The organism is Gluconacetobacter tumulisoli, assembly GCF_014174155.1.
GTDB lineage: Bacteria > Pseudomonadota > Alphaproteobacteria > Acetobacterales > Acetobacteraceae > Gluconacetobacter > Gluconacetobacter tumulisoli.
In genome coordinates this window covers 1-25070 of sequence record NZ_JABEQM010000023.1, presented here as the reverse complement: position 1 = coordinate 25070, position 25070 = coordinate 1, and the positions used below count along the sequence as shown (strand labels likewise).

At 63.2% G+C, this 25070-nt stretch carries 24 protein-coding genes, 1 tRNA gene and 1 pseudogene; 17 read left to right on the top strand and 9 right to left on the bottom strand.

The genetic code is table 11. The features are described from left to right. Window positions 1–33: 33 nt before the first annotated feature. Window positions 34–110, top strand: a tRNA-Met gene (locus tag HLH28_RS17345). A gap of 237 nt (window positions 111–347) precedes the next feature. Further along, window positions 348–2210 carry a DUF4422 domain-containing protein gene (locus tag HLH28_RS17340; RefSeq protein ID WP_182961781.1) on the top strand — a complete coding sequence of 621 codons (1863 nt, stop codon included), beginning with the start codon at window positions 348–350 and terminating at the stop codon, window positions 2208–2210. Window positions 2211–2226: 16 nt separating this feature from the next. On the opposite strand, the gene HLH28_RS17335 is transcribed toward HLH28_RS17340, so the two are convergent. Both HLH28_RS17335 and HLH28_RS17330 read right to left on the bottom strand, forming a co-directional pair. Next, window positions 2227–3237 carry an NAD(P)-dependent oxidoreductase gene (locus HLH28_RS17335; protein WP_246396365.1) on the bottom strand — a complete coding sequence of 337 codons (1011 nt, stop codon included), beginning with the start codon at window positions 3235–3237 and terminating at the stop codon, window positions 2227–2229. A 219-nt stretch (window positions 3238–3456) separates the two neighbouring features. Beyond that, entirely contained in the window at window positions 3457–4578 is a 1122-nt protein-coding gene (locus HLH28_RS17330; protein WP_182961779.1) for a glycosyltransferase family 87 protein, read from the bottom strand. Window positions 4579–4926: 348 nt separating this feature from the next. Here HLH28_RS17330 and HLH28_RS18435 point away from each other — a divergent pair, with 348 nt between their 5' ends. The 14 genes from HLH28_RS18435 (at window position 4927) to HLH28_RS17260 (ending at window position 17305) form a co-directional block, all read left to right on the top strand. Then, a complete protein-coding gene (locus HLH28_RS18435; RefSeq protein ID WP_338029762.1) occupies window positions 4927–5205 on the top strand; it encodes a Flp family type IVb pilin in 279 nt (92 codons plus the stop codon). Window positions 5206–5526: 321 nt separating this feature from the next. Beyond that, window positions 5527–6033 carry an A24 family peptidase gene (locus tag HLH28_RS17320; RefSeq protein ID WP_182961777.1) on the top strand — a complete coding sequence of 169 codons (507 nt, stop codon included), beginning with the start codon at window positions 5527–5529 and terminating at the stop codon, window positions 6031–6033. An 11-nt stretch (window positions 6034–6044) separates the two neighbouring features. Continuing rightward, window positions 6045–6866: a Flp pilus assembly protein CpaB gene (cpaB, locus tag HLH28_RS17315; RefSeq protein ID WP_182961775.1), complete on the top strand. Its 822-nt coding sequence runs from the start codon at window positions 6045–6047 to the stop codon at window positions 6864–6866. Further along, the gene (locus HLH28_RS17310; protein WP_182961773.1) at window positions 6866–8245 is read left to right on the top strand and encodes a type II and III secretion system protein family protein; all 1380 of its coding nucleotides are present in this window, start codon (window positions 6866–6868) and stop codon (window positions 8243–8245) included. Before cpaB ends, HLH28_RS17310 begins: the two co-directional genes overlap by 1 nt. Window positions 8246–8254: 9 nt before the next feature. Then, entirely contained in the window at window positions 8255–8611 is a 357-nt protein-coding gene (locus tag HLH28_RS17305; protein WP_182961771.1) for a hypothetical protein, read from the top strand. 3 nt (window positions 8612–8614) lie between these two features. Then, entirely contained in the window at window positions 8615–9874 is a 1260-nt protein-coding gene (locus tag HLH28_RS17300) for an AAA family ATPase (RefSeq protein WP_182961769.1), read from the top strand. Next, window positions 9871–11298, top strand: coding sequence for a CpaF family protein (locus tag HLH28_RS17295; protein WP_182961767.1), 1428 nt, complete (start codon window positions 9871–9873; stop codon window positions 11296–11298). The genes HLH28_RS17300 and HLH28_RS17295 overlap by 4 nt, the downstream gene beginning before the upstream one ends. Continuing rightward, window positions 11295–12263 carry a type II secretion system F family protein gene (locus HLH28_RS17290; RefSeq protein ID WP_182961648.1) on the top strand — a complete coding sequence of 323 codons (969 nt, stop codon included), beginning with the start codon at window positions 11295–11297 and terminating at the stop codon, window positions 12261–12263. The genes HLH28_RS17295 and HLH28_RS17290 overlap by 4 nt, the downstream gene beginning before the upstream one ends. Continuing rightward, entirely contained in the window at window positions 12260–13207 is a 948-nt protein-coding gene (locus HLH28_RS17285; protein WP_182961574.1) for a type II secretion system F family protein, read from the top strand. Before HLH28_RS17290 ends, HLH28_RS17285 begins: the two co-directional genes overlap by 4 nt. A 40-nt stretch (window positions 13208–13247) precedes the next feature. Beyond that, window positions 13248–13997: a tetratricopeptide repeat protein gene (locus tag HLH28_RS17280; protein ID WP_182961571.1), complete on the top strand. Its 750-nt coding sequence runs from the start codon at window positions 13248–13250 to the stop codon at window positions 13995–13997. Window positions 13998–14068: 71 nt separating this feature from the next. Next, window positions 14069–15262 (top strand): pilus assembly protein TadG-related protein, encoded by a 1194-nt coding sequence (locus tag HLH28_RS17275; RefSeq protein WP_246396367.1) that lies wholly within the window; start codon window positions 14069–14071, stop codon window positions 15260–15262. Then, window positions 15259–15759 carry a TadE/TadG family type IV pilus assembly protein gene (locus HLH28_RS17270; protein WP_182961563.1) on the top strand — a complete coding sequence of 167 codons (501 nt, stop codon included), beginning with the start codon at window positions 15259–15261 and terminating at the stop codon, window positions 15757–15759. The genes HLH28_RS17275 and HLH28_RS17270 overlap by 4 nt, the downstream gene beginning before the upstream one ends. Continuing rightward, the gene (locus tag HLH28_RS17265; protein ID WP_182961561.1) at window positions 15756–16169 is read left to right on the top strand and encodes a TadE/TadG family type IV pilus assembly protein; all 414 of its coding nucleotides are present in this window, start codon (window positions 15756–15758) and stop codon (window positions 16167–16169) included. The genes HLH28_RS17270 and HLH28_RS17265 overlap by 4 nt, the downstream gene beginning before the upstream one ends. Next, window positions 16166–17305: a hypothetical protein gene (locus HLH28_RS17260; protein ID WP_182961559.1), complete on the top strand. Its 1140-nt coding sequence runs from the start codon at window positions 16166–16168 to the stop codon at window positions 17303–17305. The genes HLH28_RS17265 and HLH28_RS17260 overlap by 4 nt, the downstream gene beginning before the upstream one ends. 361 nt (window positions 17306–17666) lie before the next feature. Here the strand turns inward: HLH28_RS17260 and HLH28_RS17255 are convergent, their stop codons facing one another. The 4 genes from HLH28_RS17255 to HLH28_RS17240 form a co-directional block, all read right to left on the bottom strand. Beyond that, complete coding sequence (locus HLH28_RS17255) at window positions 17667–18467, bottom strand: VOC family protein (protein ID WP_182961557.1); 801 nt, start codon at window positions 18465–18467, stop codon at window positions 17667–17669. A gap of 176 nt (window positions 18468–18643) precedes the next feature. Then, a complete protein-coding gene (locus HLH28_RS17250) occupies window positions 18644–19765 on the bottom strand; it encodes an acetoin dehydrogenase dihydrolipoyllysine-residue acetyltransferase subunit (RefSeq protein WP_182961554.1) in 1122 nt (373 codons plus the stop codon). Window positions 19766–19768: 3 nt separating this feature from the next. After that, the gene (locus tag HLH28_RS17245; RefSeq protein WP_182961549.1) at window positions 19769–20797 is read right to left on the bottom strand and encodes an alpha-ketoacid dehydrogenase subunit beta; all 1029 of its coding nucleotides are present in this window, start codon (window positions 20795–20797) and stop codon (window positions 19769–19771) included. Between the two features lie 57 nt (window positions 20798–20854). Then, entirely contained in the window at window positions 20855–21820 is a 966-nt protein-coding gene (locus HLH28_RS17240; RefSeq protein WP_182961519.1) for a thiamine pyrophosphate-dependent dehydrogenase E1 component subunit alpha, read from the bottom strand. Window positions 21821–22015: 195 nt separating this feature from the next. Here HLH28_RS17240 and HLH28_RS17235 point away from each other — a divergent pair, with 195 nt between their 5' ends. Then, on the top strand, window positions 22016–22987 hold the full coding sequence (locus HLH28_RS17235; RefSeq protein ID WP_246396363.1) for a helix-turn-helix domain-containing protein: 972 nt from the start codon (window positions 22016–22018) through the stop codon (window positions 22985–22987). Between the two features lie 15 nt (window positions 22988–23002). Here the strand turns inward: HLH28_RS17235 and HLH28_RS17230 are convergent, their stop codons facing one another. The 3 genes and pseudogenes from HLH28_RS17230 to purU all read right to left on the bottom strand — a co-directional run. Further along, complete coding sequence (locus tag HLH28_RS17230) at window positions 23003–23923, bottom strand: glycosyltransferase (RefSeq protein WP_220790165.1); 921 nt, start codon at window positions 23921–23923, stop codon at window positions 23003–23005. A gap of 95 nt (window positions 23924–24018) precedes the next feature. Further along, window positions 24019–24942, bottom strand: coding sequence for a bifunctional 5,10-methylenetetrahydrofolate dehydrogenase/5,10-methenyltetrahydrofolate cyclohydrolase (locus HLH28_RS17225; protein ID WP_220790164.1), 924 nt, complete (start codon window positions 24940–24942; stop codon window positions 24019–24021). A gap of 8 nt (window positions 24943–24950) precedes the next feature. Further along, window positions 24951–25070: pseudogene (gene purU, locus HLH28_RS18200) on the bottom strand (formyltetrahydrofolate deformylase); the annotation flags it as partial.

Genomic DNA, 25070 nt, shown 5'->3' with positions numbered 1-25070 from the left:
GTCGCCGCCAGGTCTTCCAGTCCACCTAACCACCGCGGGGTGGAGCAGCCCGGTAGCTCGTCAGGCTCATAACCTGAAGGCCGCAGGTTCAAATCCTGCCCCCGCAACCATGAATTTCCGCAAAACCCCACTCCACCCCGGAGTGGGGTTTTGTGTTTTGGGCCCTTCGCTTGTTCGGGCGGAAGAAGGGGACGGGGATTTCCGCATTCGGGTCTTCGACCCACGGGGGATCTGTTTTAATCTAAAATGGAAATTTTACATGGGCTTAAGGCTGCATCGGTCGGATAGGCATTCGCCGCAATGACCTGATGGGACGGCGGGCCCTGGTATCTTCTTCGGGGGGCGTCGTGACCACGCAGATCTATATCGCCATGCACAAAGATACGGCAAATCTGCCCGGCCGCGATTTCGTTCCCATCCAGGTCGGCCGGGCGGACAACCATCGGGCGATTTGCGAGATCGGCGACGATACCGGGGACAATATTTCTGCCAGGAACGCCAGCTTCTGCGAACTGACGGCCTTGTACTGGATATGGCGGAATACATCCGGGCAGGGGCATGTCGGGTTGTTCCATTACCGGCGTCACCTGAATTTCTCCACGCGCACATATCGGGAAAATGAATGGGGCGTCGTGGATTATCCTTATCTGGATGACTCCTACATTCGTGCCAACGCCCTGACGGACGAACATGTCGATGCCCTGGTATCTGCCTATGACATGCTCTTGCCCAAGAAGTGGGACGTACGGCAGGCCGGTTCGCGCACCATGTGGGATCATTACCGGAAAGGGGGGGCGCATAGCTCGGCCGACTACGACGCGGCCATCAAAATCCTGACCGAGAAATATCCCGATTATGCGCGATTCGTCGCCCCGGTGAATGCGAGCCACAGCGGATATTTCACGAATATCTTCGTCATGCGTCGCGATATATTTGATGCGTATTGTGCGTGGATTTTTGATATATTATTCGATCTTGAGAAGAAGATAGATCTCGCAAACTATTCCCTGCAGGAAACGCGGGTTTTCGGATATATATCCGAATGGTTGTTCAACATATTCATCATGAAGTACCGTTCGGATCATCCGGACGTCAAAGTCAAGGAACTGGAGCGGACGCTGATCCTTGACCCTGCGCCGCGCGCGCGGATCGAACCTGTCTTTTCCACGGATGCGATTCCGGTTGTCCTGGCCTTCAACAACAATTTCGTGCCCTATGCCGGGGCATGCATACAATCAATCCTGAATTGTTCGGAAGATCACTTCAATTACGATCTGATCATTCTGAACGACGATATTTCCGATTATAACAGGTCCCTGATCAAGGGGTTGGCGACCGGCGCCCCAAACGTTTCGATCAGGTTCGTCAATCCGCGGGGATATTTCGCGGATTTCGATCTGAAGACCCACATGCACTTTTCGAAAGAAACATATTATCGTCTTTCGATTCCTGAAATTTTCAGGAATTACGGGAAAATTGTCTATATCGACGCGGATATGATCGTCCGGCGTGATCTGGCCGATCTGCTACAGGTGGATTTGTGCGGAAAGGCGGTTGGCGCCGTCCGGGACTGCGTCATGACCGGTTTCCGAAAATTCGGCACGCCCGCCCTGGCATCCTGTGGCGGCCAGGATGCCGAAACCTACGTCGCGCAATATCTGGGATTAACCGATCCTGGTGGGTATTTTCAGGCCGGCATTCTCGTCTTCGATCTGCAGCGGATGCCCGTCGATATCAATGCCCGAATCCGCGCGGCATTCCGTCATCAGCCGACATACTGGTTCCTGGACCAGGATATTCTCAACATCGCGTTCCAGGGAGATGTCCATTATCTGGACATGCGGTGGAACGTCTTCCATGGAAACGGGAATGTCGCGACGTTTTTTAAAAACCTTCCATTGTCGACATGGAAGGAATACGAAAATGCGCGCAAGGATCCCTATGTGGTGCATTTCGCGGGTGAACAGAAGCCATGGCTGTGGCCGGCAACGGATTTCGCCGAGTTCTTCTGGACGGTTTCGCGTCAGACACCGTGGTATGAAACCGCCCTGCTGGCCTGCATGGACCGATATCGCCAGCGCAGGATGGTCGGGGCGATGAAGTCGTCCTCCAAAATCGTTCTGAAAAAAGTCGCGGACCGGACCGCGCCTGTCGGAACCAGGAGGCGCGGGCTGTTGCGGCGCCTCTATCGCGCGGCTACGTCCCGATAGAGGCGCCGCAGCACCCCTATGCGACCCGGTTGGCCGGAGTGCCGCTGGCAAAGGCGCGAATATTGTCGAGCGTGGTGTCCATGATGCGCCGGAACGCCTCGACCGTATTATAGGCGTTGTGGGGCGTGACCAGGACATTGGGATGGGAGGTCAGGGCGTGGTCCGCCACGATATCGCCCAGCACGGTCGCCGCCTCGGCGGTTTTCGCCTTGAACAGGGCGTCCTCCTGCCGCAGGAGGGGCTCCCGGGGCAGGACGTCCAGTCCCGCCCCGCCCAATCGTCCGCTGGACAGCGCCCGGATCAGGGCAGGCGTGTCGACGACCTGCCCACGGGCGGTATTGATCAGCACGGCGCCCGGCTTCATCAGGCCGAATTCCCGATCGCCGATCAGTCCGGTCGTCTCGGGCGTTGCGGGGACATGCAGGGTGACGATATCGGCCGCCGCCAGGACCTCCGGCAAGCTTGCATACCGAAAGGAAGGGGTTTCCTTCAGTTCGGGGGACGGGACAGCGTCGAAGGCGATTACCCTCATCCCGAAGCCATGAGCCATCTCGATCGCGCGGCGTCCGATACGGCCGGTTCCCACGACGCCGAGCATCTTGTCGCGCAACTCGAAACCGCGCGCCGGCACAAACCCGAATTCGCCGCGCCGCGTTGCTTCGACGCACGCCACGAGATGCCGGCTGAGTGCCAGCAGCAGGGCGAACGCATGCTCGGCGACCGTCGCGTCCCCATAGGCAGGAACGGTGGACACCACGATCCCATGGGCCCTGCAATAATCCAGATCGACATTGTCGTATCCCGTCGCGCGGACGGCGATGAGGCGAAGCCTGGGGAACTGCACGAGTACCGCCTTGCCGAGCTCGCAGCCGACGAAAGTACTGACGACCTCGCTGTCGGCGTAATCGCCGGCGATACGGGCGTCCAGCGGTAACGTGGTGGATCTGATCGTGAAGGCGGGGCCAAGGGTCGCCGCCGCGGCGGCGACCTCGCTGTCGGCCGCCGCGAAAAAAGAAATCTTCATCATGGCCCGCTGATTCCAGACGTTGCGCATCCCCCGATCGAACCCGTTCGATCGGGGGGCTGAACGCTGGTACTATAATAGCATGGCGTGACGCCATCCTTGATCGACGTCAAGGCAGCATCATCGTTCCCCGGTTATGGAGAAGCGTGATGTGAAACAGCGTCGTCAGGAGCGAGAATGCGCGTTCGATTCATTATTTTAAAATAATGTTAAATAATTATGTCAGGTCAGGTCTGCTTGATCCCCTCTTCGGGCACCGATAAGTGCCACTGCGAGGACGGCGACGCTCGCGACCAGAGCCACGGCACCATGGGAGTTACCGAGATTTCCGGATAGCAGCGGCAGAGGAAAGGTACAGAAGAGGGCGAATTTCTGCCAGGGCGGGAATCCCCGATCGCATCCATCACGCACCAGCCAGGCGATGGCGAGGCCGGACAACGTCAGGTCATAGAACATGGTCATCGGAGTGGCCACCGGTGTGGCCGCTGCGATGACTGCGGCGCGGATGGGTAATCGACAGGGGCGCGACCAGGTGCGATAGACGGCGCAGGCCAGAAGAAGAGTGGTCGCGGCCTGGACCCCATAGGCCACCCGGAGGGGGGCATGGAATGCGACCAAGGGGCCGTAAGGGGCCGTTAGTGACGCGACGTGCACCGCTCCTGTTTCGTATGTGCCGTGAGCTTGTCTTGCAATATTTAAAAATGCGGTCCATGTGTCCCGACCGAAAATGACGAGCGACATCAGAATGAGAAGCGCCGAGGTTCCGGTTGCCGAAAGGATCGCGCGCCAGTTGCCTTGGGCAAGCAGAGCAATAGGAAAGAACAGTCCGAGCTGTGGTTTGTAACAGAGCATGCCGATGAACGCGCCCCCCAGGACAGGGCGCTTGTCGACCAGTAGAGTCGCTGTGCCGAAGAGCGCCACGGTCAGCAGGGCGTTCTGTCCGACGCCGATATTCCATAACGTCGCTGGAAAGGCGAGACCGCAGATGATCGTCATCCATTTCGACAGGCCCAGGACCCTGCGCAGAACTGTCAGGGCGGCGATCAGGGAAAGAGCCTGGAAGGCGATAAACGATGCCAGATAGGGCAGCCGCGCGAACGGCGCGCAGATCAGGAGAAAGACCGGCGGATAAAAGAAATGTACGTAAGGAATCCCGATTTCCCTGGCGGCCTGCTCGGCGGCATGGTGTGCGGCGGGGTCGTAGACCTGTGCTGGTACGCCGGCATTCACCTGTCGTCCCGCCGCATAGAAACTGACATAATCAGTGGTTGTCGGGTGCCGGGCCGGCATGATCATGCCGTGGGTGCCGAGGACGAGGATCAGTGCGAAAAGCAGCTCTACCATCAGAAAAGTGGTTGCGTACCCAACTACGCGCTCGTGGTGCAGCCAGTCGCTGTTCCGCAAGGTATTTATTATGGAACATGTCATATATATTCTGGGCTTCCTGAGAGTCGTCTTGTCGCCTGTCATGCGTTATGATTCGATTTCGATATGAAAGCCATGCGGACAGCAGGGTCGGCATTATTGTATTTGCCTGTTTTGGTACGATGTCAAAGAGGGGGGTGTTTGCCCCGTGCCGGTTGCGAACATGCAAGGCGAAAAGAAAAACCATTTCAAGGGAACTTTTTAAGATTGTGCGTATGGACAGCAAAAAGGCTTCCAGCTATATGATTAACTATCAATTAATAGTTGATGAGACCTCTGTGCAGATGCGAAATCCCAATAGAATTATTTTTATCGGGTCCGCATTTAGTCCATTTTATTGATAAAAAAGGGAAGATAGTAATAATGATGCAATATCTGACGACGGTTCTTTCTCTTAAATCCGATCGGCGTGGCGTGACGATGCTGGAATACGGACTGATCGCGGCCCTTGTCGCGGTTGTTGCTGTCACAGCGTTGGCAACGCTCGGAACCAACTTGAGTGGTACCTTTACCAGCGTTAGCGATAAGTTGGGTTCCTCTACTTAAATTGAACGCATTTACTGGGCTGGAAATTAATCTGACGCGTGTCAGGTCATGTGTTGTCTCGTTCATGTGGTCTATTTTCGCGGATGGGCGAGATGTTGATGTCGGTAATTTCTGATTGATCTGACGTGTGGTCGGTAGAGTGTGGCGATGTTGGTTGTGACCTGATTGTCGGGCTGGTTGTGATGTTCGGCATGGCGTTGCTTGCAATGAGAAAGCAGCCGGGTTCGGGCTTTTTCAGGATTGGTGACGAGGTGTTGCCCCATGTGCCTGTATTCTGGTGGATCGATCGCCCCCTTGTATCGCGTGATGGAACGTTGAACGTTGTTCGTATCGGCGACTTCGGTCGTTCCGTATTGCGTGATTGGTATCGCGATCGTCCTGGCCGCCGCGTCGATGCATGATGTGGCGACCAGGACTGTCTCGAATCGTCTCGTCCTGATGCTGGCGATCTTGAGCGGTGTAATTTCGGTCGCGACCGGGCACATTCTTGAGGGATTGTTGTCTGGACTGATGATTTTCAGTCTTGCGGTCCTGTGCTGGTGGCGCGGCTGGATGGGGGGCGGGGACGTCAAGTTGCTGGGCGCCGTCGGGTTGGCCCTGCGGACGGGGCAGATCTTGCCGCTGCTGGTGGCAGTGGCGTTGGCGGGGGGCATTCTGGCCTGCATTTATCTTGTGGCGCGTGCCTGTGTGGCCAATCGTCTTTCGTTGGCGCGTCCACGCAGCCTGTTCGGGCGGGTTTGGCGTATTGAGCGCTGGCGTCTGCATCGTGGATGCCCGCTGCCCTATGTCTGCGCCATTGCAGCCGGGAGCCTGTTCGTTCTCCTGTAACGCGTGGTGTCATGATTTTTCGGCTTGTGTTCTTCGTTCTCATGGCTGTCGGCCTTGGGGGATTCGGCGTGGTGGCCTGGATCGCCACCCGTCCGCCACCGGCCCCGGCGCAAATCGTGCCGGCGACGGTGCAGGTGCTGGCCAGCGCGCGTCCGCTGGAGGGCGGAATCCTGCTGAAGCCCGAGGACATCACTTCCCTTCGCCTGCCGCGCGGGAAAGAGGGCGAGGGGACGGCGCCCGATACGGCCGAGGAACGACAGGCCCTGGTCGGCGCCATGCTGCTGCATAGTCTGGGTGGCGGCGCGGTTCTTCGCGCATCGGACCTGCTGCATTCCGGGGACCGGGGTTTTCTTGCCGCGGCGCTGAAACCGGGAATGCGGGCGGTCACCATCGGGGTTGATGCCATCACCGGCACGGCCGGCCTGATCTGGCCCGGCGACCATGTCGACCTGATTCTGACCCAGATTTTCGCGGCCGGTACATTGCCGCCGGATCGCCATGTCGCGGCGGAAACGGTGTTGTCCAACGTCCGTGTCATCGCCATCGACCAGCGGCTGGTGCAAGGGGCGACATCCGAGAAGGAGCAGCAGGCCCGGACCGTGACGCTGGAGGTTTCGCCGATGCAGGCGGAGCGTGTTTCGGTGGCGACGCATCTGGGACGATTGTCCCTTGCGGTGCGCGCGGCGCAATCCGCGACCCTGCCGGAGGATGTGCCCCAGGCGGCCTGGGCGGGTGATGTGTCGGCGACATTGCGTGCCGGTGATGCACCGGGCGCCCCCGGGTCCGTGGTCATCTATCAGGGGAGCACGGACGGGAAGGAGTTTCATTTCTGATGCGTGGTTTTTCCCGTCTGGCCGTCGTCGGCCTGGCGTTGTGCGGTCTGCCGGCTGCCGTCCAGGCCTGGTCGGCCGAGGCGGCCGTGCGGCGGCCAGTGGCCTCCTCGCATATCGGTCTGGAGGTGGGGGGCGGCCATATGGAAAACCTGTCGCATCCGGCGGCTAAGATATTCGTGGTCGATCCCAAGGTGGCGCAGGTCCGGCCGGCCAGTGCCACCAGCATGTTCGTGTACGGCATGGCGTCGGGCCGGACGTCGATCCTGGCAACGGATGCCGAGGGCCGCACGGTCGCCCAATTTACCGTCGATGTCGCGCCGTCGAGTTACGGGGCCATTCAGGCGCAGGAACATATCGCGCGCCAGGTTCCGGGCAGCCAGGTCCAGGTGCAGGCGGACCAGCATGATTTGATCCTTACCGGCGACGTCGATTCACCCGACGCAGCGGCAAAGGCCGAGGAAATCGCCCGAGGGTACCTGGCCGACAACCAGGCGATCAACAACCGCATCGCCATCCGGTCCGCCACCCAGGTGACCTTGAGCGTTCGCATCGCGGAAATGGACCGTAACGTTGTGCGTCAGCTGGGGGTCGACTGGCAGGCGGTCGGCAACATGGGCAAGTTCGGCAGTTTCCCGGCCCTGACGCTGAATGTAAATGCCAGCACGGCGACCTGCGTCGCGACCCGTAATCCGTTCTGTCTGGGCAGCAACGTCAATGGCGTGATCGATGCGATGGCCCAGGACAATCTGGTGCGCCTGCTGGCCGAGCCCAACCTGACCGTCATGAGCGGGCAGAGCGCCAGCTTTCAGGTTGGCGGCCAGTATCCCATCCCGATGGCGCAACAGGCGGGTGCCATTTCGGTTGCGTTCAAAAGCTACGGTGTCAGCCTGACCTTCCTGCCCACTGTCTACAGCAACGGGCGCATCAACCTGCATGTCGCCCCCGAAGTCAGCCAGCTCAGCAACCAGAACAGCGTGTCGGTTACGACGTCGGGTTCGACGTCGGTCATTCCGGCGCTGACGGTGCGGCGCGCGGAAACAACGGTGGAACTGGGAAGCGGCGAAACGTTCGCGATCGCCGGATTGCTGGAAGATTCCCTGACCGATACGACCAAGGGCATTCCCGAAATGGTGGATATTCCGATTCTGGGATCGTTGTTCCGGAACGATTCCTTCAACCGCCAGGAAACGGAGCTGGTCATTCTGGTCACGCCGTATCTGGTGCGGCCGGTCGCGCAGAAAACCGACATGACGCTGCCGACCGACAGTTCGGGCGTGCCCAGCGAGATCGAGCGTCTTCTGCTGATGCGCCAGGTGCGCCCCCAGCAGGCGGCGCAGCCGATGCATATTCCCGGCGATGCCGGTTTCTATGTCCAGTGAGGCCGCCTGATGGAACGATCTGTCCGCCGCTCCATGCCCCCTTCCGTCCTGTGCCTTCTGGCCCTGGCAGGCTGTGCGGAAATGGAACCCTATCGCAAGCCCTATGCCTGGCATCCGACGGGGGCGAACGCCGCGAACCTCGCTGCGATGGTGGCCGATCCGCATGACCTGGAACGCGGGCACGATGCCGGGGCCGTCGATGCCCAGGCGCCGGTCCTGGCCGTGGAACGGCTGCGGGTAGACAGGCCCAAGGCCCTGCCGTCCACCAGCGGCATTGCCTCCGGCGTCAGCGGTTCGGGAGGATCCGGAGGCTCAGGCTCAGGCTCAGGCTCAGGCTCAGGCGGTTCGGGCGGAGCGGGATATTGAACGATGGCGGGTGATGGAGGGGGCATGGGCACGTCGGGCCAGGTCAGGCCGGAGACGGCGCGCCATGACAGGCCGCATCTGCTGGGCTTCGTCGCCGATGCCGCCACCGAGGCGCTGGTTCGTGACGGCCTGACGGAATTTGCCGGTGCCGACTTCAATATCCGGCGCGGCAATGTGCGGATCGCAACGACAGCGTTGCAGAAGCAGCAAACCCCGAAGGTCCTGCTTGTGGATATCGCGGGCGAGGATCACCCGATCAGTGCCCTGCGGGACCTGGCCCATGTGGTGGAACCGGATGTGACGGTCCTGCTGATCGGAACCCTGGATAGCGCGGATTTCTATCGGGAGGTAACGCGCGGGCTGGGGGTGGCGGAATACCTGCCGCGGCCCCTGACCCGTGAAAAGCTGGCCCGTCAGTTCGGGCCGCTGATCCTGGGCCAGGCGCCTGAGGCGGATATGGGTGGCCGCTGCGTGACGGTGACCGGGGTCCGGGGGGGCGTCGGCGCCACCACGGTGGCGGTGAACCTGGCGTGGCTGTTCGGGGTGGTCATGCATCGGCATACCGTCCTGCTGGATCCCGACCTGCATCGCGGGCTGGCGGCCTTCCTGCTGGACGCGCGGGTCGGATCCGGGTTGCGGCAAGCACTGGAATCGCCGGACCGGATCGACGTGCTGCTGGCCGAACGGGCGGCAAGCCCGGCGGCGGAACGGCTGCATGTCCTGTCCGACCAGCTCGATTTCATGACCGAACTTGCCTATGCGTCCGGGGCGGTGGACGCCTTGCTGCGGGTCCTGCGCCATCGGTACAATTTCATCGTTGCGGATGTACCGTTCGTGTCGAACGCATTCAACCGGGACCTGCTGCTGCAGGTGCATCAGCGTGTCTTCGTGCTGGAACCGACCCTGGCCTCGGTGCGGGAGACGCTACGTCTTCTGGACCTTCCGGTGGGACCCGCGCAGAAGCAGCGGCCGGTCCTGGTCCTGAACCGTCTGGGACGGCCCGGTACCTTGACCCGTCGTCAGGTAGAGGACGCGCTGAAGACGAATGTGGACATGGTCATTCCCGATCTGCCGCGCCAGATCGGCAACGCCGCCACATTGGGCGAACCGGCTGCGGCGGCACGCGGGGCGTTTCGCAATGCAATGATGGAATTGGCGCGGCAGGTGGACGCCGTCGGATTGCTGGACGTCGCTTCGTCTGATGCGACCGTGGCGGACGGTGCCACGAAGCCGAAATGGTTTTCCTTCGGGAGGCGGTCATGACGGCCCGCGGCAGGATCTTCGGACGCCGGACAGGGGAGGGCGACGTCCCCGAAACCGTCCAGAACGAGGTGGTCGTCATGCCGGCGGCGCCGATGCCGTCAACCCCCGCAGCACCGCCCGTGGCCAGGATCGCGGAGACGGCCGGCGTATCCAGCGTGCCCCCTGCCATGATCGCGGAGTTGCGGTCGACCTGCCTGGACCGGCTGGACCCGGCAGTGGTGGCGGTGATGCCGCCCGAGCGCCTGCGCGCCGACATGGAGCACCTGATTTCGGAAATCGCCACCGAGCGGCGAATCCAGCTTAACAGTCGTGAGCAGCGCGCCCTGGCCGAGGAACTGGTCTTCGACATGCTGGGGCTGGGGCCGCTGGAGCCTCTGCTGGAAAACGATGCCATCAGCGAAATCATGGTGAACGGTCCCGACAAGGTGTTCATCGAGAATGGCGGCAGGCTGGTTCTGTCGGGCGTCCGGTTTCGTGACGTGTCCCATCTGGCCGGGGTCTGCCAGAGAATTGCCTCGGCGGTTGGCCGCCGTATCGACGAATCCAGCCCGATGGCCGATGCGCGATTGAAGGACGGATCGCGCGTCAATATCGTGTTCCCGCCGTTGGCGCTGGACGGACCGTACCTCTCGATTCGGAAATTTGGCAAGAAAGCCATCGATTTTGCCAGATTGATCGAATTCGGTGCCCTGACGCCGCCGGTCGCCCGCCTGCTGGAAATAGCGGCAAAGGCCCGCCTGAATATCATCATTTCCGGGGGCACCGGGTCGGGCAAGACGACATTGCTGAATGCCCTGTCACGCCTGATCGATGCGGGCGAGCGCGTGATCACCGTCGAGGACGCGGCTGAACTCCAGCTGCAGCAGCCGCATGTCGTGCGGCTGGAAACGCGTCCGGCCAACCTGGAAGGACGGGGCGAAATCGCCCAGCGCGACCTGATGCGCAATGCGCTGCGCATGCGTCCGGACAGGATCATCATCGGCGAATGCCGGGGCGGCGAGGCCTTCGACATGCTTCAGGCCATGAACACGGGCCATGACGGCAGCATGTCCACGGTCCATGCCAATACGACGCGCGATGCGCTGACACGGATCGAGAACATGGTCCAGATGGGAAACATGGGCCTGCCGTCACGTGCCATCCGGACCCAGATCGTCGGGGCGGTGGACCTGATCATCCAGGTGGAACGCCAGCGCGATGGCGGACGGCGGATCACCCAGGTGACCGAGGTCTGTGGCATGGAGGGGGAAATCATCACCCTGAATGACATCTTCCGCTTCGAAATCCAGGGGGAGGGGGCGGATGGACGCCTGATCGGGCGCTACAAGGTGACCCGGGTGCCACCGGCCAGTCAGTCGCGGCTGGCCTATTTCGGACTGGAGCGTGACTGGCACATGGCGCTTGAGCAGGCGTCGATGCCATGACCGTGGGTACGCCCATGCTGCTCGTGCTCCTGACCCTGTCGTGCCTGTCCCTGGCCGGAATGGTCGTCAGCGGCGTGCTGGTATCACGCATGCAGGACCAGCGGCGGCGGCGGGACGCACGCCTGGCGGCGGTTTCGGCGTCATTCCGGCCAGCCGTGCAGGTGGAACTCTCGGCATTCAAGCCGGTGGCGCGCGCGCGGCGTCCCTTCATGGCGTCGCTGGCCGAACTGTTCGGCATCGATGTCGTTCGGACAGATCAATATCCGGCGCCGTGGTGGGTGGTGGTTGCGTGCACGTTCGTCGTGGTCGGGTTTCTGTGCACCCTGATTTCCGGTTTCCTGCGGCTTCTGACCTTTCCGGCCTTCATCGGGGGCTGGATCATGACATGTCGGGCGATTTTCGGCTGGATGCTGGAAAAACGCCGGGATAGCCAGTTGCAGCAATTTCCCGATGCGCTGGCGATGATCGTCCGTTCGGTCGGGGTCGGCATTCCCGTCATGGAGGCGATGCGATCCGTGGCGCGGGAGGCATCGGATCCGACCGGGCCCGAATTCGCACGGATGATCGAACAGGTGTCGATCGGCGTGCCGATGGAGGATAGCCTGCGCGAGATGGCGAGCCGGTCGAATCTCGCGGAATATCGTTTCTTCGCCACGGCCCTGGTGTTGCAGGCGCAGACCGGCGGGTCGCTCAGCGGGACGCTGATCGGGCTGGCGGATGTCATTCGCAAACGCCTGGCGTTGAAGGCCCGCGGACACGCCCTTTCATCCGAGGCACGGGCCAGCGCCACCGTCCTGGGGGGGCTGCCGGTGGCGCTGGGCCTGATGCTCTGGGTCATGAACCCTGCCTATATCGATCTGCTGTTCGTCGATCCCATGGGCCACGCCATCCTGGGCGGGGCATTCGCATCGCTGTGCTGCGGAGTACTGACGATGCGGACAATCATCCGCAGGACGCTATCATGAACCGGGTGCTTCTTGCCGGCGGGTTCGTGTCCCTGACGCTGGTCATGGCGACCGCCTCGGTGGCGCTGGTCGCCCTGCAGCGCCAGCGGCGCTTTCTGGACAGGGTACGCCTGCTGCACGATCCCGACGGCAGGGCCGTTCCGGCAGCAGGGATAAGGGAGTTCCGGGCCACGTCAGTGCGCGCCGTGGCGGGGATCGGGCAGTGGATCGTCAAGCGGGGCCTGCTGTCGACGGGAACGCTGGACGAGTTGCGGGAATCCCTTGCCTCGACCGGCGTGCAGGGCACGAATGCCATCGGCCTGTTCATCGGCGCCAAGATCCTGCTGGCGACGATATCGCCCATTCTTGCAATCGTGCTGCTGCCGCGGGTATTTTCGTCGATATCGCCGTTTTTCCTGCGTGTCCTTCCCGCCGGCGTCGCCATTGCCGGGTTGCTGCTGCCCGACTACGTGCTGCGGGCACGACGCAACGCCTATCTCAAGCAGCTCGAGGCCGGGTTGCCGGACGCCCTGGACGTTATGGTGATCTGCACGCAGGCCGGGGTCGGGCTGGGCCCCGCCATCGTGCAGGTGGGCGTGGAACTGGAACATGCCAACCCCGCCGTCGCAGGCGAATTCACGCGCACGGCCCATGAATTGGGCGTGATTGCCGATACGCGCCTGGCGCTGGGCAATCTGGGGTCCCGTTCGGGCCTGGACGGCTTCAAGCGCCTGGCGGCGACCTTGTTGCAGACACAGCAGTACGGCACGCCGATCACGGACGCGCTGCGCGGACTGTCCGTGGAACTTCGCCACGAAATGCTGACGCGATACGAAGCGGGGGCGGCGCGGCTGGGCGTCCTGCTGACATTGCCCACACTTCTTTTCATCATGCCATGCGTGTTCCTGGTGGCCGGTGGTCCGGCGGCGATCCAAGTCATGCATGCCTTCGCACGTCATCACTGATCGTCGGCTGAAGGCGACCGGCGACAGAATCGGAAAATTCATGAAAGCGACAATCCTGTTGATCCTGGCCTTGTTTCTGTCCGCCTGCACCGCCGGGAAGGGGGGCGGGACGGGCGGCAGCGTCGAGGTGGCGCGGGCTGCCCTGCGGGGAGGCGCGCCGCAGATTGCCTTGCGGGCGGTCTCCAGTCTTCTGGCCGGTGATCCCAACAATGCGCACGCCCTTCTGGTGCAGGGCGATGCCCTGACCGCGCTGGGGCGCCTCGGACAGGCGGAATGGAGCTATCGTGCGGTGTTGAGCCGTGACCCGCGATCGGTCGGTGCGTGGATCGGCCTGGGCCGGTGCCTGCTGGCCAGCAACCCGGCGGAGGCCGAAATCCAGTTCCAGGAAGCCGTCAGGCGCGACCCGCGCAATGCCGTGGCCCTGAATGACCTGGGGGTGGCGCGCGACCTGCTGCGGCGGCATGCCGAGGCGCAATCGGCCTACCGCCGCGCCCTTGCCGCTGATCCGGAGATGATCGGCGCCCAGGTCAACCTGGCGCTGTCGCTGGCCATGAGCGGACGGATGGCAGAGGCCGAACATATGATGCGGCCCTATGGCAGCGACAGCAATGCGTCCAGCAAGCTGCGCCATGATCTGGCGGCGGTCTTGGCCATGGGCGGAGATCGGGCCGAGGCCGCGCGGATCCTGTCGGCGGACCTGAGCCCCGCCCAGGTCTCGCAGGCCCTGTCGGCCTATCTGGCCGCGCGGGACCAGGGGGATGCCGCCGCGCTCCCACCGACCGGTCCGTAGTCCCCGTGCGGGGGGCACCGGACGGAGGGGGCCGCGCAGGCGGACTGTGGCACGCGCGACGCGGTGCGGTGATGCTGCTGGCCGCGCTGGCGTTCCCGGTGCTGATCGGCATCATGGGGCTGGGGATCGATGTCAGCTACTGGGCGATGACGCGCGTGGAGTTGCAGCGGATGGCGGATGTCGCCGCACAGGCCGGCGTGGCCCGTTATGGCGCCACCAATGTCGCGTCCGACGCCCTGACCGTGGCCGCGACCGTGGCCGAATTGAACGGCCTGCCTGCCGGCACGCGCGGGGGGGATGGGGCGACGACGCTGACCGACAGTTACGGGCCGTATGCGGCGACGGTGACATTCGCCGCGCCGTCGACCGTCACGGTGTCGGTGACGCAGGCGGTTCCGCGCATGTTCACCGGATTCTTCCTGCCGACGGCGACCCAGTCGATCTCGGCCACGGCGGTCGCCAGGCTGGCGCAGCGTACGAACGGCGGGCAGGCCTGCATACTGGCCCTGAACAACGCGGGTTTCAGTACGATAATCAACGGCAGTGCCTCAATCCAGATGCCCGGCTGCGATATGCGCGCGAATGGCTCGATCCTTGTCAATGGCCAATCGGACATCAACGTTGCGAATATCGTGACGAGCGGGAGCATCACCCAGAACGGCAACGGCATTTGCGGATCGGTAACCTGCCTGCAGGGCACGGCACAGATGCCGGATCCCTACGCCAGCCTGTATGGCACTCAATTGACGGTTCCCAGCCGGACGGTCTCTCTTGCAAACGGACAGACGACGTTGAATCCGCCCCCGGCCGGCATGGCGTACTCATCCTTTTCCCTCAGCGGCGGGCCCTATATTTTCAATCCGGGAGTTTATTACATCAGTGGGGATTTCAACGTAAATGGCAATGTGTCGCTGGCCGGAACAGGGGTTACCTTCATCACCAACGGCAATATAAATATCAATGGATCAGCGGACGTCAGCCTGAGCGCACCGGCATCCGGCGCAACGGCAGGGTTGTTATTCGGCTCGAAATCGTCGGCATACCAGTTAAACGGCGGATCCTCGGTCCACCTGACGGGTGCGATCTACATGCCGAACGCAAATCTGCTGGTGAATGGAGGAAATTCCGCGACAGGAACGTGCCTGCTGATCGTCGCGGCCAATGTGACGTTCAACGGTGGAGGCAATTTTACCGACACGAATTGTCAGGCCGAGGGGATGCAGCCGATCTATGACCTGCCCGGCGTCGCGCGGCTGGTGCAATGAGGCATCTGGTCCATTCCATTCCTCGGGGACGGGAGGGCGTCGCCGCGGTCGAATTCGCCTTGATCGCCCCGGTGCTGCTGTTGATCGCGGCGGGGTTGAGCGACTTTCCCCTTGCGTTATGGGACCGGATCATTATCGCCGCGGCGGTCGAAAGCGGTGCCAATTATGCCTTTGCCGTCGAACAGAACGAAACAGGCAACAATTCGTCCGTGTCTGCGACGGACGTCGGAAATGCGGTACGCGCCGCCAGCAGCCTGACGAATCTGGTCGTTACGGTGTCCGCGCCCGCGACATATTGTGTGTCGTCCGGTGCGACGAAGGCGTCGCATGTCACGGTCCTGACATCCGGAACGTCGGGAAATGCGTGTGCGGACGGGCAGCAACCGGGGCTCTATATGACGATTTCCGCCACGTACCACTATGCGCCGCTTCTGCCTGTCTACGGCCTGCTGGCGCAGACGACGCTGGGCGACACCGCGACGGTCAGGCTGCAATGATCGCGCGAGGACTTCGCCGTTGCCTGCATGGCAGGAAGGGGGCCGCGGCATTCGAATTCGCCATTGTCGCGTCGGTGTTCATCGCCCTGATCCTGGGGATGATCGAACTGGGGTTGCTATGGTGGACGCGCAATGCGCTGCAATTGGCCGCGGAATTGACGGCGCGTTGCGACGCATTGGGATCCTGCGCCGATCCTTCCGGTTTCGCGGCAGCGCAGGCAGGCCAATGGGGATTGACCGGGGCGGTGTCGCACATTTCGATCACGATCCCTGGCCAATGCCATGGGATCACGACGGCGTCGGGAAAATTCGTCATGGTCCAGATGGAATCTGGATACTGGGCCGATCTTCCGCCCCCGTTTTCCGGCATGACGCTGCAGGTTTCGGCGTGTTATCCGGTCGTGTCATGACCAGATTTTTGGCGATGGGCCGCATGACGGATGCCATGTCTCTGCTGCGCCGTTTTTCCGTATTTCATATTCTTGGCGCATATATACTGAGTATTGTCGGATTGTTCGTGATTGCCCAGCCGTTCGGGAGTGCGCCGCGCGCCCTGTGCCGTTGGGATTGCTTCTGGTACGAACGGATTGCCGCGCGGGGCTACGATCTTCACCCGATTCTGGACGGGTTTGAGGCGGGGATGGCCGATTGGGCGTTTTTTCCATTGTACCCGCTTCTGCTGCGGCTGGTGTCATACATGACCGGCATGGATGGCCATGAATCCGGCATGCTGATCAATATCGTGCTGTTGCCGGTCCTGGCTTTGCTCAGCTTGTCCTATGTCCGTCGAAAGGGATATGTCGCGGATCACGTCGCGTATTGGACCATCCTCTTCATGGTCTTTCCGACGGCGGTCTGGTACCGTTTCCCCTATACCGAAAGTCTCTATGGCGCTTTGCTGGTGGGGTGCGCGTACGCCGCACGTGTGGGATCCATCGGTCTGGCATGCGGGTTGGCGGCGGGCTTGTGCGCCACGCGCCCAACGGGCCTGGTCTGCGTCGTTTCGATCGGCCTGTTCCGCATGCTCGGTACGTGGCGACCCGGCGTGGCGGGATCGGCACGACAAATGGGAGTGCGGTTTCTGGAAGGTGCGGCCATCATCGCGGTCGGGGCGACGGGGCTGGCGGCCTTTATCCTTTATCTTGATCGCCTGACAGGGGACGGGCTGGCGTTCCTGCATATTCAATATAGCTGGAGACACAGCACTCATCTGCCGACGACATGGCTCTGGTATGGCCTGACCCATAAGGGCCTGACGGTCGCGACAGTCCTGGATCTACTGGCCTTTTCCATCATTCCTTATGGCTTTTATATCGGATGGTATTTTGAAAGCACGGTTCTGCTTCTGACGTTCGGGCTTGCGACGAGTGCGGGCTTATCTTCGGTCCATCGTTATGTTTTTGCCAATCCGTTCTGCCTCATGCTGATTCTGACCGTTATCGATAAATCGACGCCGCTCGTCAGATATTCTGTTCTGATACTTGCCCTGTGTGTCGATTATATTCTGCTGGAGAGTTGGTTTTACGGTTATGCTTTTCTCATGTGATCGGGCAAGAGTGCGCGCTCTGGCACTTGTTGCAGCCTGTCTGTGTGCGGGTGGGATGGATGCATGGGGGATCTGCACCGCCTTGCGGCCGCATGTCGGCACGACATATCGTCAATTCTTGATCGAGCATCGGATAAGTTGCGTCCGTTACCTGGAGCTTTCCGGATGGCATGCATCGCCGTCGGACGTGGCGCCGTCCTCCGGGATGGCAGATCACGACGGCATGCTGCCACCGTCCTGCCCGGTTGAATCAGCCGCCGCCCGCAAGGCAAGAAGACCCGACACCGGCACGACATTGGAAGTCAGAAACGGCGCGGATGCGTTCTGACGGCTTGGCGGCACCATCCCGGCGCGGTCCGGGTCATTGCCCGGGTCCGACCACCGCGAACAGGGCGCCTTGCGGATCCCGACCCTGAACGATCCAGTGTCCGCCAGGAATCTGCCGGAAGCCATGGATGATCTCGCCACCCTTGTTTCTGATCGTGTCGACGGCGACATCAATATCGGAGACGTTGAAGTAATGAAGCCAGAAGGGCGGGGCAGAGGGATCGGCGCGGCGTATGATGCCGCCGCCCATGCTGCCGCCCGCCATGAAGAACTGACAGGTGCCCGTCGGCCCCATGTCCAGCGTATCGGCCTTCGTCCAGCCAAACAGGCGAGCATAGAACGGAAACACTTCTTCCGGATCGACGGCGTGCAGTTCATGCCATTCCGCCTGGCCCGGAATGGCGGGAGCGGTCGGTGGAGGAGGTGTCATGTCCTGGCACAATGCAAACATGGCGCCCTGCGGGTCGCCGACGATTGCGAAACGGCCGATGTCGGGAATGTCCATCACGGGGCGGTGAACCGTTCCGCCGCTGCCGTCGATACGCGCAATCATCGCGTCGATATCGTCGACGGCGATGTAGCCGATCCAGCCCGTGTCGGCTGCGATGTCGCAATCGGGGCCTTGCGGCAGGTGAATCACGCCCCCGATCATTTTTTCCCCGGCCGTGAGCAGCACGTAGCACAAATCGGGCAGGCCCGCGTCCCGAGCGCCCCAGCCGAACACCGATTGATAGAACAGGGTTGCCGCCGTGGCATCCGTGGTCGTCAGGTCGTACCAGACGAAGGTCCCTTGTGGCCGGGAGCGGGGGAACGCGGATGCGTGCGACGCGGACATATCGATGACCCCATGGCGCGACGGCGCGTGCCGGTGCAAACCTGGGCGGACATGTGGACCGACAGGCCGAAGATCAAGTGGGGATGACGTCCGTGGCCCGCCTGCGAGACGGAAAGGGCGGAGGCCGGGAGGATCCGCCCTCCGCCCACGTCATGGGCGGCAGGTAAGCGCCGCTGTTACGCGAGGAAAGTGGCGATCGTCTTGTTGATATCGGTCGCCCGCTCCATCTGCGGCATATGTCCGACACCCGGTAAGATATCGACCGTAACGGCAGGCGGCAGGCCGCTTGATTGCCGCACGGGCAGGATTTCGTCGTCCTCGCCCCACAGGACCAGCGCCTTGATGTCGCCGCGGGTCAGGACAGGGCGCAGATCGTCTGCCTGCCGTCCGTCGGGGAAGCAGGTTTCGGCAATCCGCGTCAGGGCGGTGACCGCCCCGTCGAGGCGCTTGTAGCGCAGGATATCGTCCGCCATCTTGCGTCCGATCAGCGATTTGTCATGGACCAGGTAGGCCAGCACCGGCTGGATCGTCTTCTGGCGATCGGCCGTGATGAATCCGTTGATGAAGTCCATGTTGATCTCGGGCCCCAGGCCGGCCGGCGCGATCAGCGCCAGCGAGGCCACCCGCCCAGGGGCTTGCCCGGCCAGCGCCAGTGCGATCGCGCCGCCCAGCGAGTGGGCCACCAGATGGGCTTTGCCGATATTCAGGGTATCAAGAAGATCGATTGCGACGCCGGCGAAGAACGCGGGATCGCCTTCGCCGACATCCTTCACCGAGCCGCCATGTCCCGGCAGGTCGAAGGCGATGACCCGGCGCCCGTCCGCCAGGGCCGAATGGTTGAACATCCAGTTCGTCAGGTCGCCGCCGAATCCGTGGATCAGCACGATCGGCGTGGCGTCCCCGTGCCCGAGGTCGAGGACCCGCAGTGCGCGTCCCTTCACGTCGATGACCGTGGGTTCCGCCGGGGCGGCCTCCTGGCCATCGCCGAGGGATTGCTGGCCGAATTCGGCGGTAAAGCGGGCGATGAAGGCATCGATGTCGGCGTCGGATACGTCGTTTTCGACCAGGACACCGATCAGGGCGCCCACCGGCAGGGTCTCGCCATCCGACGCCACCTGGCGCAGGACGCCCGCGGCCGGGCTTTCATAGGCGTTGGTGATCTTGCTGGTCTCTATGTCCGCCAGGTCGTCGCCGGCCTTGACCCGTGTGCCGGGGCGGACCATCCAGCCCGCCAGCTTGCCCTCGGTCATGGCCAGCCCGAACTTGGGCATGGTGATGGGAGTAATGGATGCGTTCATGGCTCAGGCGATCTCCGGCACGCGATGTCCCATGGCGGCCTTCACGGCAGCCTCGATCTTTTCGACGCTTGGCAGGTAGAGGTTCTCCAGGACCGAGGCGAACGGCACCGGCGTATGCGGCGGCACGACGCGGCGGATCGGGCCCTTCAGGGCGTCGAACGCATGTTCCGCCACCAGGGCGGAAATATCGGCCGCCATGTTGCAGCGCGGGCTGGATTCATCAACGATTACCAGGCGTCCGGTATCGCCGACGCAATCGAGGATCGTGTCGGTATCCAGCGGCGACGTCGTGCGCGGGTCGATGACGGTGCAGCTGATGCCCTGCTGTTCCAGGCGGTCGGCGGCCTCGTTCGCGAGTTTTACCATCCGGCCGAAGGCGACGATCGTCACGTCGTCCCCCTCGCGGGTCAGGTTCGCCTCGCCGAAGGGGATCGTATAGGCCTCGTCGGGGACCTCTTCCTCGTCGTCGTACATGACCTTGTGTTCCAGGAAGATGACCGGGTCGTCGTCGCGGATCGCCTCGATCAGCAGGCCCTTGGCCTCGTAGGGGGAGGACGGGACCACGACCTTCAGCCCGGGGATATGGGTGAACAAGGGATAAAGCGCCTGGCTGTGCTGGGCGGCGGCGTTGAAGCCCGCGCCGAACATCGCCCGGATCACCAGAGGCGTACGGGCCTTGCCGCCGAACATGTAGCGGAACTTCGCCGCCTGGTTCATGATCTGGTCAAGGCAGCAGCCGACGAAATCGACGAACATCAGTTCGGCGACCGGGCGCAGGCCGGTCGCGGCCGCGCCGGCCGCCGCACCGATATAGGATGCCTCGGTAATCGGGGTGTCCAGGACACGGTCCTCGCCGAATTCGGTCAGCAATCCCTTGGTGACGCCCAGGACGCCGCCCCAGGCATCGACAGTGCCGGAGGTGCCGCCACGTCCGCCCGCCACGTCCTCACCCATCACGATCACGCGCGGGTCGCGGCGCATCTCCTGGCGCAGGGCCTCGTTGATGGCCTGCCGAAAGCTTTTCTTGCTCATTGTTCTTGGTTTCCCGCCTTCTGGGTTCTTGGTTCCAGCGTTCTGGGTCAGACGCGATCAGTACCGGACGTAGACGTCGGCCAGCAGGTCGGCGGCTTCGGGCAGGGGGGCCTGCTTGGCGGCGATCACCGCACTTTCGATTTCGTCGCGGACGGCGCTGTCGATATCGTCCAGTTCCGTGCCTTCCAGCAGGCCGGCCTCGGTGACGCGGGTGCGGAAGATCGTCAGGCAGTCGTGATCCGCACGGGCCGCGGCGACCTCGCCGGCAGCGCGGTAGGTCATGGCATCGCCCTCGAAATGTCCATACCAGCGGGCCAGATGGACATGCAGCATCACCGGCCCGTTGCCGGCGCGCGCATGGGCGATCGCTTCGCCCGCCGCCTGGTGGACGGCGAAGAAATCCGTGCCATCGCATTCCATGTACGGCATGCCGAACCCTTCGGCCCGGGCCTTCTGCGACCCCGCGCAGGCATAGGACGAACCGGTGGCCTCGCCATATCCGTTGTCTTCCAGCACGAAAACCGCGGGGAGGCGCCAGACGGAAGCGAGGTTGAGGCTTTCCAGCGTGGTCCCCTCGTTCGAGGCGCCATCGCCATAGAACGCAACGGCGACCGCGCCATTCTTCAGCGTCTTGTGCGACAGCGCCGCCCCGCAGATCAGCGGCGGCCCGCCACCGACGATGCCGTTGGCGCCCAGCATGCCCCGGGACAGGTCGGCGATATGCATCGATCCGCCCTTGCCGCGGCAGACACCCGTCTGGCGTCCGTAGATCTCGGCCATCATGCCCGCGACCTCGACCCCCTTGGCGATGCAATGGCCATGTCCGCGATGGGTGCTGGCGATGGTGTCGAGGTCGGTCAGGTTGGCGCACACCCCGACGCCCGATGCCTCTTCCCCGCAATAGAGATGGACGAAGCCGGGGATTTCACCCGTGGCGAATTCAACATGCAGCCGTTCCTCGAAATCGCGGATCGTCCGCATCGAGCGGTACGAACGGAGCAATGTTTCCCTTGCTATCTGCATTGGAAATCTTCCTTGTTTTTATCGCAGGGAATCGGTTCGGCCCTGCCGTCCTGTTTCCCGTGTGGCGAAGGAAGCGCCGGATATAGGAACAGGAAAAGAATGTCTGTTATGCGTTTCACCGATATGTGACGCCGGTGGCATGAAGTGTCGCGGGACTGCGACAGGGCAGTCCGGCTAGGCTGCGGGCCTGTCGGCATGACCGTCTGGGCGAAGCGGATGACACATTCCTATACCGAACTTGCCGGATTGATTCCGACCACCGGCGATCACACCGGGACGATCATCGACGCCTCATGGCGGCGGTGCGGCGGCGATTACGCGCTCGACCCGTCGCGCCCGGGGCTGACGGACCTGCTGACGGGGATGGAACTGCGCCAGTCCTGCGAAGAAGCCGGGCCGTTGCTGCGCTTTGCCGATCCGGAACTGGACCGGCTGCACGGGATCGTCGGCGGGCTGGATTACGCGGTCCTGCTGGCCGATCCGAATGGCGTGGTCCTGACGCGCCGGACTGCCATGACGACCGAGCGGGGATGCCGACGCTGGCATTTATGGCCCGGCGCGATCTGGAGCGAGCGGGACGAGGGCACGAACGGCATCGGCACCTGCCTGGCCGAGGGGCGGGCGGTGACGGTGCATATGAACCAGCACTGGCGCGTGGGCCTGCGCTATCTGACCTGCACCGCCGTTCCGGTCCATGACGCGTTGGGACGGCTGGCCGGCGCGCTGGACGCCAGTTGCATCCGCCCCGATTCCGACGGGCGGGAGACCGCACTGATCCGGATGGCGCTCACCGAGTCCGCGCGGCGGATCGAATCCCGTTGTTTCATGGATCTGTACCGCGGGCACACCATCGTCACGATGGGCGAGGACGAGGGCAGTTCCGCGCCCATGCTGGCGCTGGACGATGATCGGCGGGTGGTCGGGGCGACGCGTGCGGCGCGCCTGCGCCTGGGGGCACAGCCGGGGGACGAGCTGAATTTCTGCCTGACGGATGGTGCGCGTTCCGCCGAAGTGCCGGGATTCCGAACTGCCGAGAAAGCGGTGATCGACGCCGCGCTGACGGCTTCACGCGGGAATGTCACGGTCGCGGCGCGCCGTCTGGGGATCAGCCGTTCGACCTTGCATCGGAAGATCCGCGCCCTGTCGGCGGCGGACGCGGAACGGTGAGAGGCAGCCAGCCTCTTAGTGACGCTTGCCTGTGCGGCCTAGCACGCCGTCCCGGACGCCCCGATACAGATAGTTGACAGAGCGCCCTCGCGGCGCCTGCCGGACGGCTGCGAGCGCGTAGCGCGCGATCCGCAGCAGGATCGACGGCACGGAGTAGGGGGGCGCGGACCTGAAGCGTGCGCGCGACAGGATCAGGTTGCGGACCAGGTAATAGATCTTCCACGGTGACATGGCCCCCGGTGTCGCCGGAACGTCGTGCGTGAAGACGATTTCGGGCGAATAGCGGATCCTGATCCCCTGCCGCGTCAGGTCGTAGGCGTAATACAGATCGTCGAAATACAGGAACAGACTGTCGTCGATGGCGTCCCAGGTCCGGCGAAGGATTTCATTGTCGATGATCAGCCCGACGAACGAGAAACTGCCGACGGTCCGGGCGCGCGACGGATCCAGCCGGGGAAAGCGGCCGACGAACGGGGCCAGGATGTCCCCCAGCGTGCTTTGCGGCAAGGTGACATAGGGCAGATTCATCCGGCAGGGGACGCCGTTCCGGTCGACCACCTTGCAGCAATAGGCGCGCCAGGAATCGGTCCTGATGGCGGCGAAGCGCTCGGCCAGATCGGCGGGGGGCGCGGCGTCGTCATCATAGAACACGACCCAGCCGACATCGTGCAATCCGGCAAGATGGCGCGCGCCGTGCCGGAAGCCGCCGGCCCCCCCGATGTTGTCAGGCAGGGTCAGGATGCGCAGCCGGGGATCGTCCAGCGTCGCCAGCCATGCCCCGGTGCCGTCATCCGACGCATTGTCGACGATGACGATATATTTGAACCCCACCTGCACCGAGGCATCCCAGCACGCCTTCAGCTTTTCCAGCCGATTGCAGGTCACGATCAGGGCGGCGATCGTCATGGATGTCACGGGCTGCCCCGGGGCTGCCATATGGGGTCCTCCCTGACCGGCCGGGCCGACGGCGTGGCCCGATCCGCCCGTCATATACTGCGGGGCCGGATCTGCCCATCCGGTCCGGAGGGGGATCAGCCGGCCGGGTGGGGGGTGCGACCGATGCGTTCGCGCGCGGCCTCCACCGTGTTGCGCAACAGGCAGGCGATGGTCATCGGGCCGATACCGCCAGGCACGGGGGTGATGCGGCCGGCAATCGTGCTGACTTCGTCGAATGCGACGTCGCCCACGATCTTTGGGCCCTCGGCGGTCTGGACGCGGTTGATGCCGACATCGATGACCGTGGCGCCGGGCTTGATCCAGTCGCGGCGTACCAGGCCGGGGCTGCCGGCCGCGACGACCACGATGTCGGCGCGCCGGGTTTCCGCGGCCACGTCCCGCGTTTTCAGATGGGTCAGCACGACCGTGCATTTCTCGCGCAACAGCAGGCGCGCCATCGGCTTGCCGACGATGTTGGAGCACCCGATGACGACGGCGTGCAGCCCGGCCAGCGATCCCAGTTCCGCCTTCAGCAGCATCAGGCAGCCCAGCGGCGTGCAGGGCACCATGCCGTCGACGCGGCCGCTGGCCAGCTTGCCGGCGTTGACGATGTGGAACCCGTCCACGTCCTTTGACGGGTCGATGGCATCCAGCACGGCGGTGACGTCGATCTGCCGCGGCAGCGGAAGCTGGACCAGGATGCCGTGCACCGCCGGATCGCGGTTCAGGGATTCGATCAGGGCCAGGACGTCCTGCTGGCTGGCCGAGGCCGGCAGCCGGTGCGCGAACGAGGCCATGCCCGCGGCCTCGGTCTTGCGGATCTTGCTGCGGACGTAGATTGCGCTGGCCGGATCGTCGCCGACCAGCACGACCGCCAGGCCAGGCCGGACGCCGTGGGTGGCGACCATGTCGGCGGCGTCGGCCGCGACCTCGGCGACCAGGCCGGCCGCGAATGCCTTGCCGTCGATCAGATGCGCGCCGGGTGCGGCCGCGCGGTCCATGAGGGGCATTGTCAACATCCGTTCCGTCACGGGCTGAACACGATGGTCTTGTGTCCGTTCATGATGGCGCGCTGTTCGACATGGTATCGGACGGCGCGGGCCAGGACGCGGCGTTCGATGTCGCGTCCCTTGCGGATCAGGTCGTC

Coding starts and splice junctions, on each gene's coding strand:
- HLH28_RS17225 (WP_220790164.1), bottom strand. CDS start 24,942: ATGTTGACAATGCCCCTCATGGACCGCGCGGCCGCACCCGGCGCGCAT.
- HLH28_RS17295 (WP_182961767.1), top strand. CDS start 9,871: ATGACGGCCCGCGGCAGGATCTTCGGACGCCGGACAGGGGAGGGCGAC.
- HLH28_RS17300 (WP_182961769.1), top strand. CDS start 8,615: ATGGCGGGTGATGGAGGGGGCATGGGCACGTCGGGCCAGGTCAGGCCG.
- HLH28_RS17255 (WP_182961557.1), bottom strand. CDS start 18,467: ATGTCCGCGTCGCACGCATCCGCGTTCCCCCGCTCCCGGCCACAAGGG.
- HLH28_RS17230 (WP_220790165.1), bottom strand. CDS start 23,923: ATGGCAGCCCCGGGGCAGCCCGTGACATCCATGACGATCGCCGCCCTG.
- cpaB (WP_182961775.1), top strand. CDS start 6,045: ATGATTTTTCGGCTTGTGTTCTTCGTTCTCATGGCTGTCGGCCTTGGG.
- HLH28_RS17270 (WP_182961563.1), top strand. CDS start 15,259: ATGAGGCATCTGGTCCATTCCATTCCTCGGGGACGGGAGGGCGTCGCC.
- HLH28_RS17240 (WP_182961519.1), bottom strand. CDS start 21,820: ATGCAGATAGCAAGGGAAACATTGCTCCGTTCGTACCGCTCGATGCGG.
- HLH28_RS17275 (WP_246396367.1), top strand. CDS start 14,069: ATGCTGCTGGCCGCGCTGGCGTTCCCGGTGCTGATCGGCATCATGGGG.
- HLH28_RS17280 (WP_182961571.1), top strand. CDS start 13,248: ATGAAAGCGACAATCCTGTTGATCCTGGCCTTGTTTCTGTCCGCCTGC.
- HLH28_RS17290 (WP_182961648.1), top strand. CDS start 11,295: ATGACCGTGGGTACGCCCATGCTGCTCGTGCTCCTGACCCTGTCGTGC.
- HLH28_RS18435 (WP_338029762.1), top strand. CDS start 4,927: ATGAGACCTCTGTGCAGATGCGAAATCCCAATAGAATTATTTTTATCG.
- HLH28_RS17310 (WP_182961773.1), top strand. CDS start 6,866: ATGCGTGGTTTTTCCCGTCTGGCCGTCGTCGGCCTGGCGTTGTGCGGT.
- HLH28_RS17260 (WP_182961559.1), top strand. CDS start 16,166: ATGACCAGATTTTTGGCGATGGGCCGCATGACGGATGCCATGTCTCTG.
- HLH28_RS17250 (WP_182961554.1), bottom strand. CDS start 19,765: ATGAACGCATCCATTACTCCCATCACCATGCCCAAGTTCGGGCTGGCC.
- HLH28_RS17305 (WP_182961771.1), top strand. CDS start 8,255: ATGGAACGATCTGTCCGCCGCTCCATGCCCCCTTCCGTCCTGTGCCTT.
- HLH28_RS17330 (WP_182961779.1), bottom strand. CDS start 4,578: ATGGTAGAGCTGCTTTTCGCACTGATCCTCGTCCTCGGCACCCACGGC.
- HLH28_RS17235 (WP_246396363.1), top strand. CDS start 22,016: ATGACCGTCTGGGCGAAGCGGATGACACATTCCTATACCGAACTTGCC.
- HLH28_RS17265 (WP_182961561.1), top strand. CDS start 15,756: ATGATCGCGCGAGGACTTCGCCGTTGCCTGCATGGCAGGAAGGGGGCC.
- HLH28_RS17245 (WP_182961549.1), bottom strand. CDS start 20,797: ATGAGCAAGAAAAGCTTTCGGCAGGCCATCAACGAGGCCCTGCGCCAG.
- HLH28_RS17335 (WP_246396365.1), bottom strand. CDS start 3,237: ATGATGAAGATTTCTTTTTTCGCGGCGGCCGACAGCGAGGTCGCCGCC.
- HLH28_RS17285 (WP_182961574.1), top strand. CDS start 12,260: ATGAACCGGGTGCTTCTTGCCGGCGGGTTCGTGTCCCTGACGCTGGTC.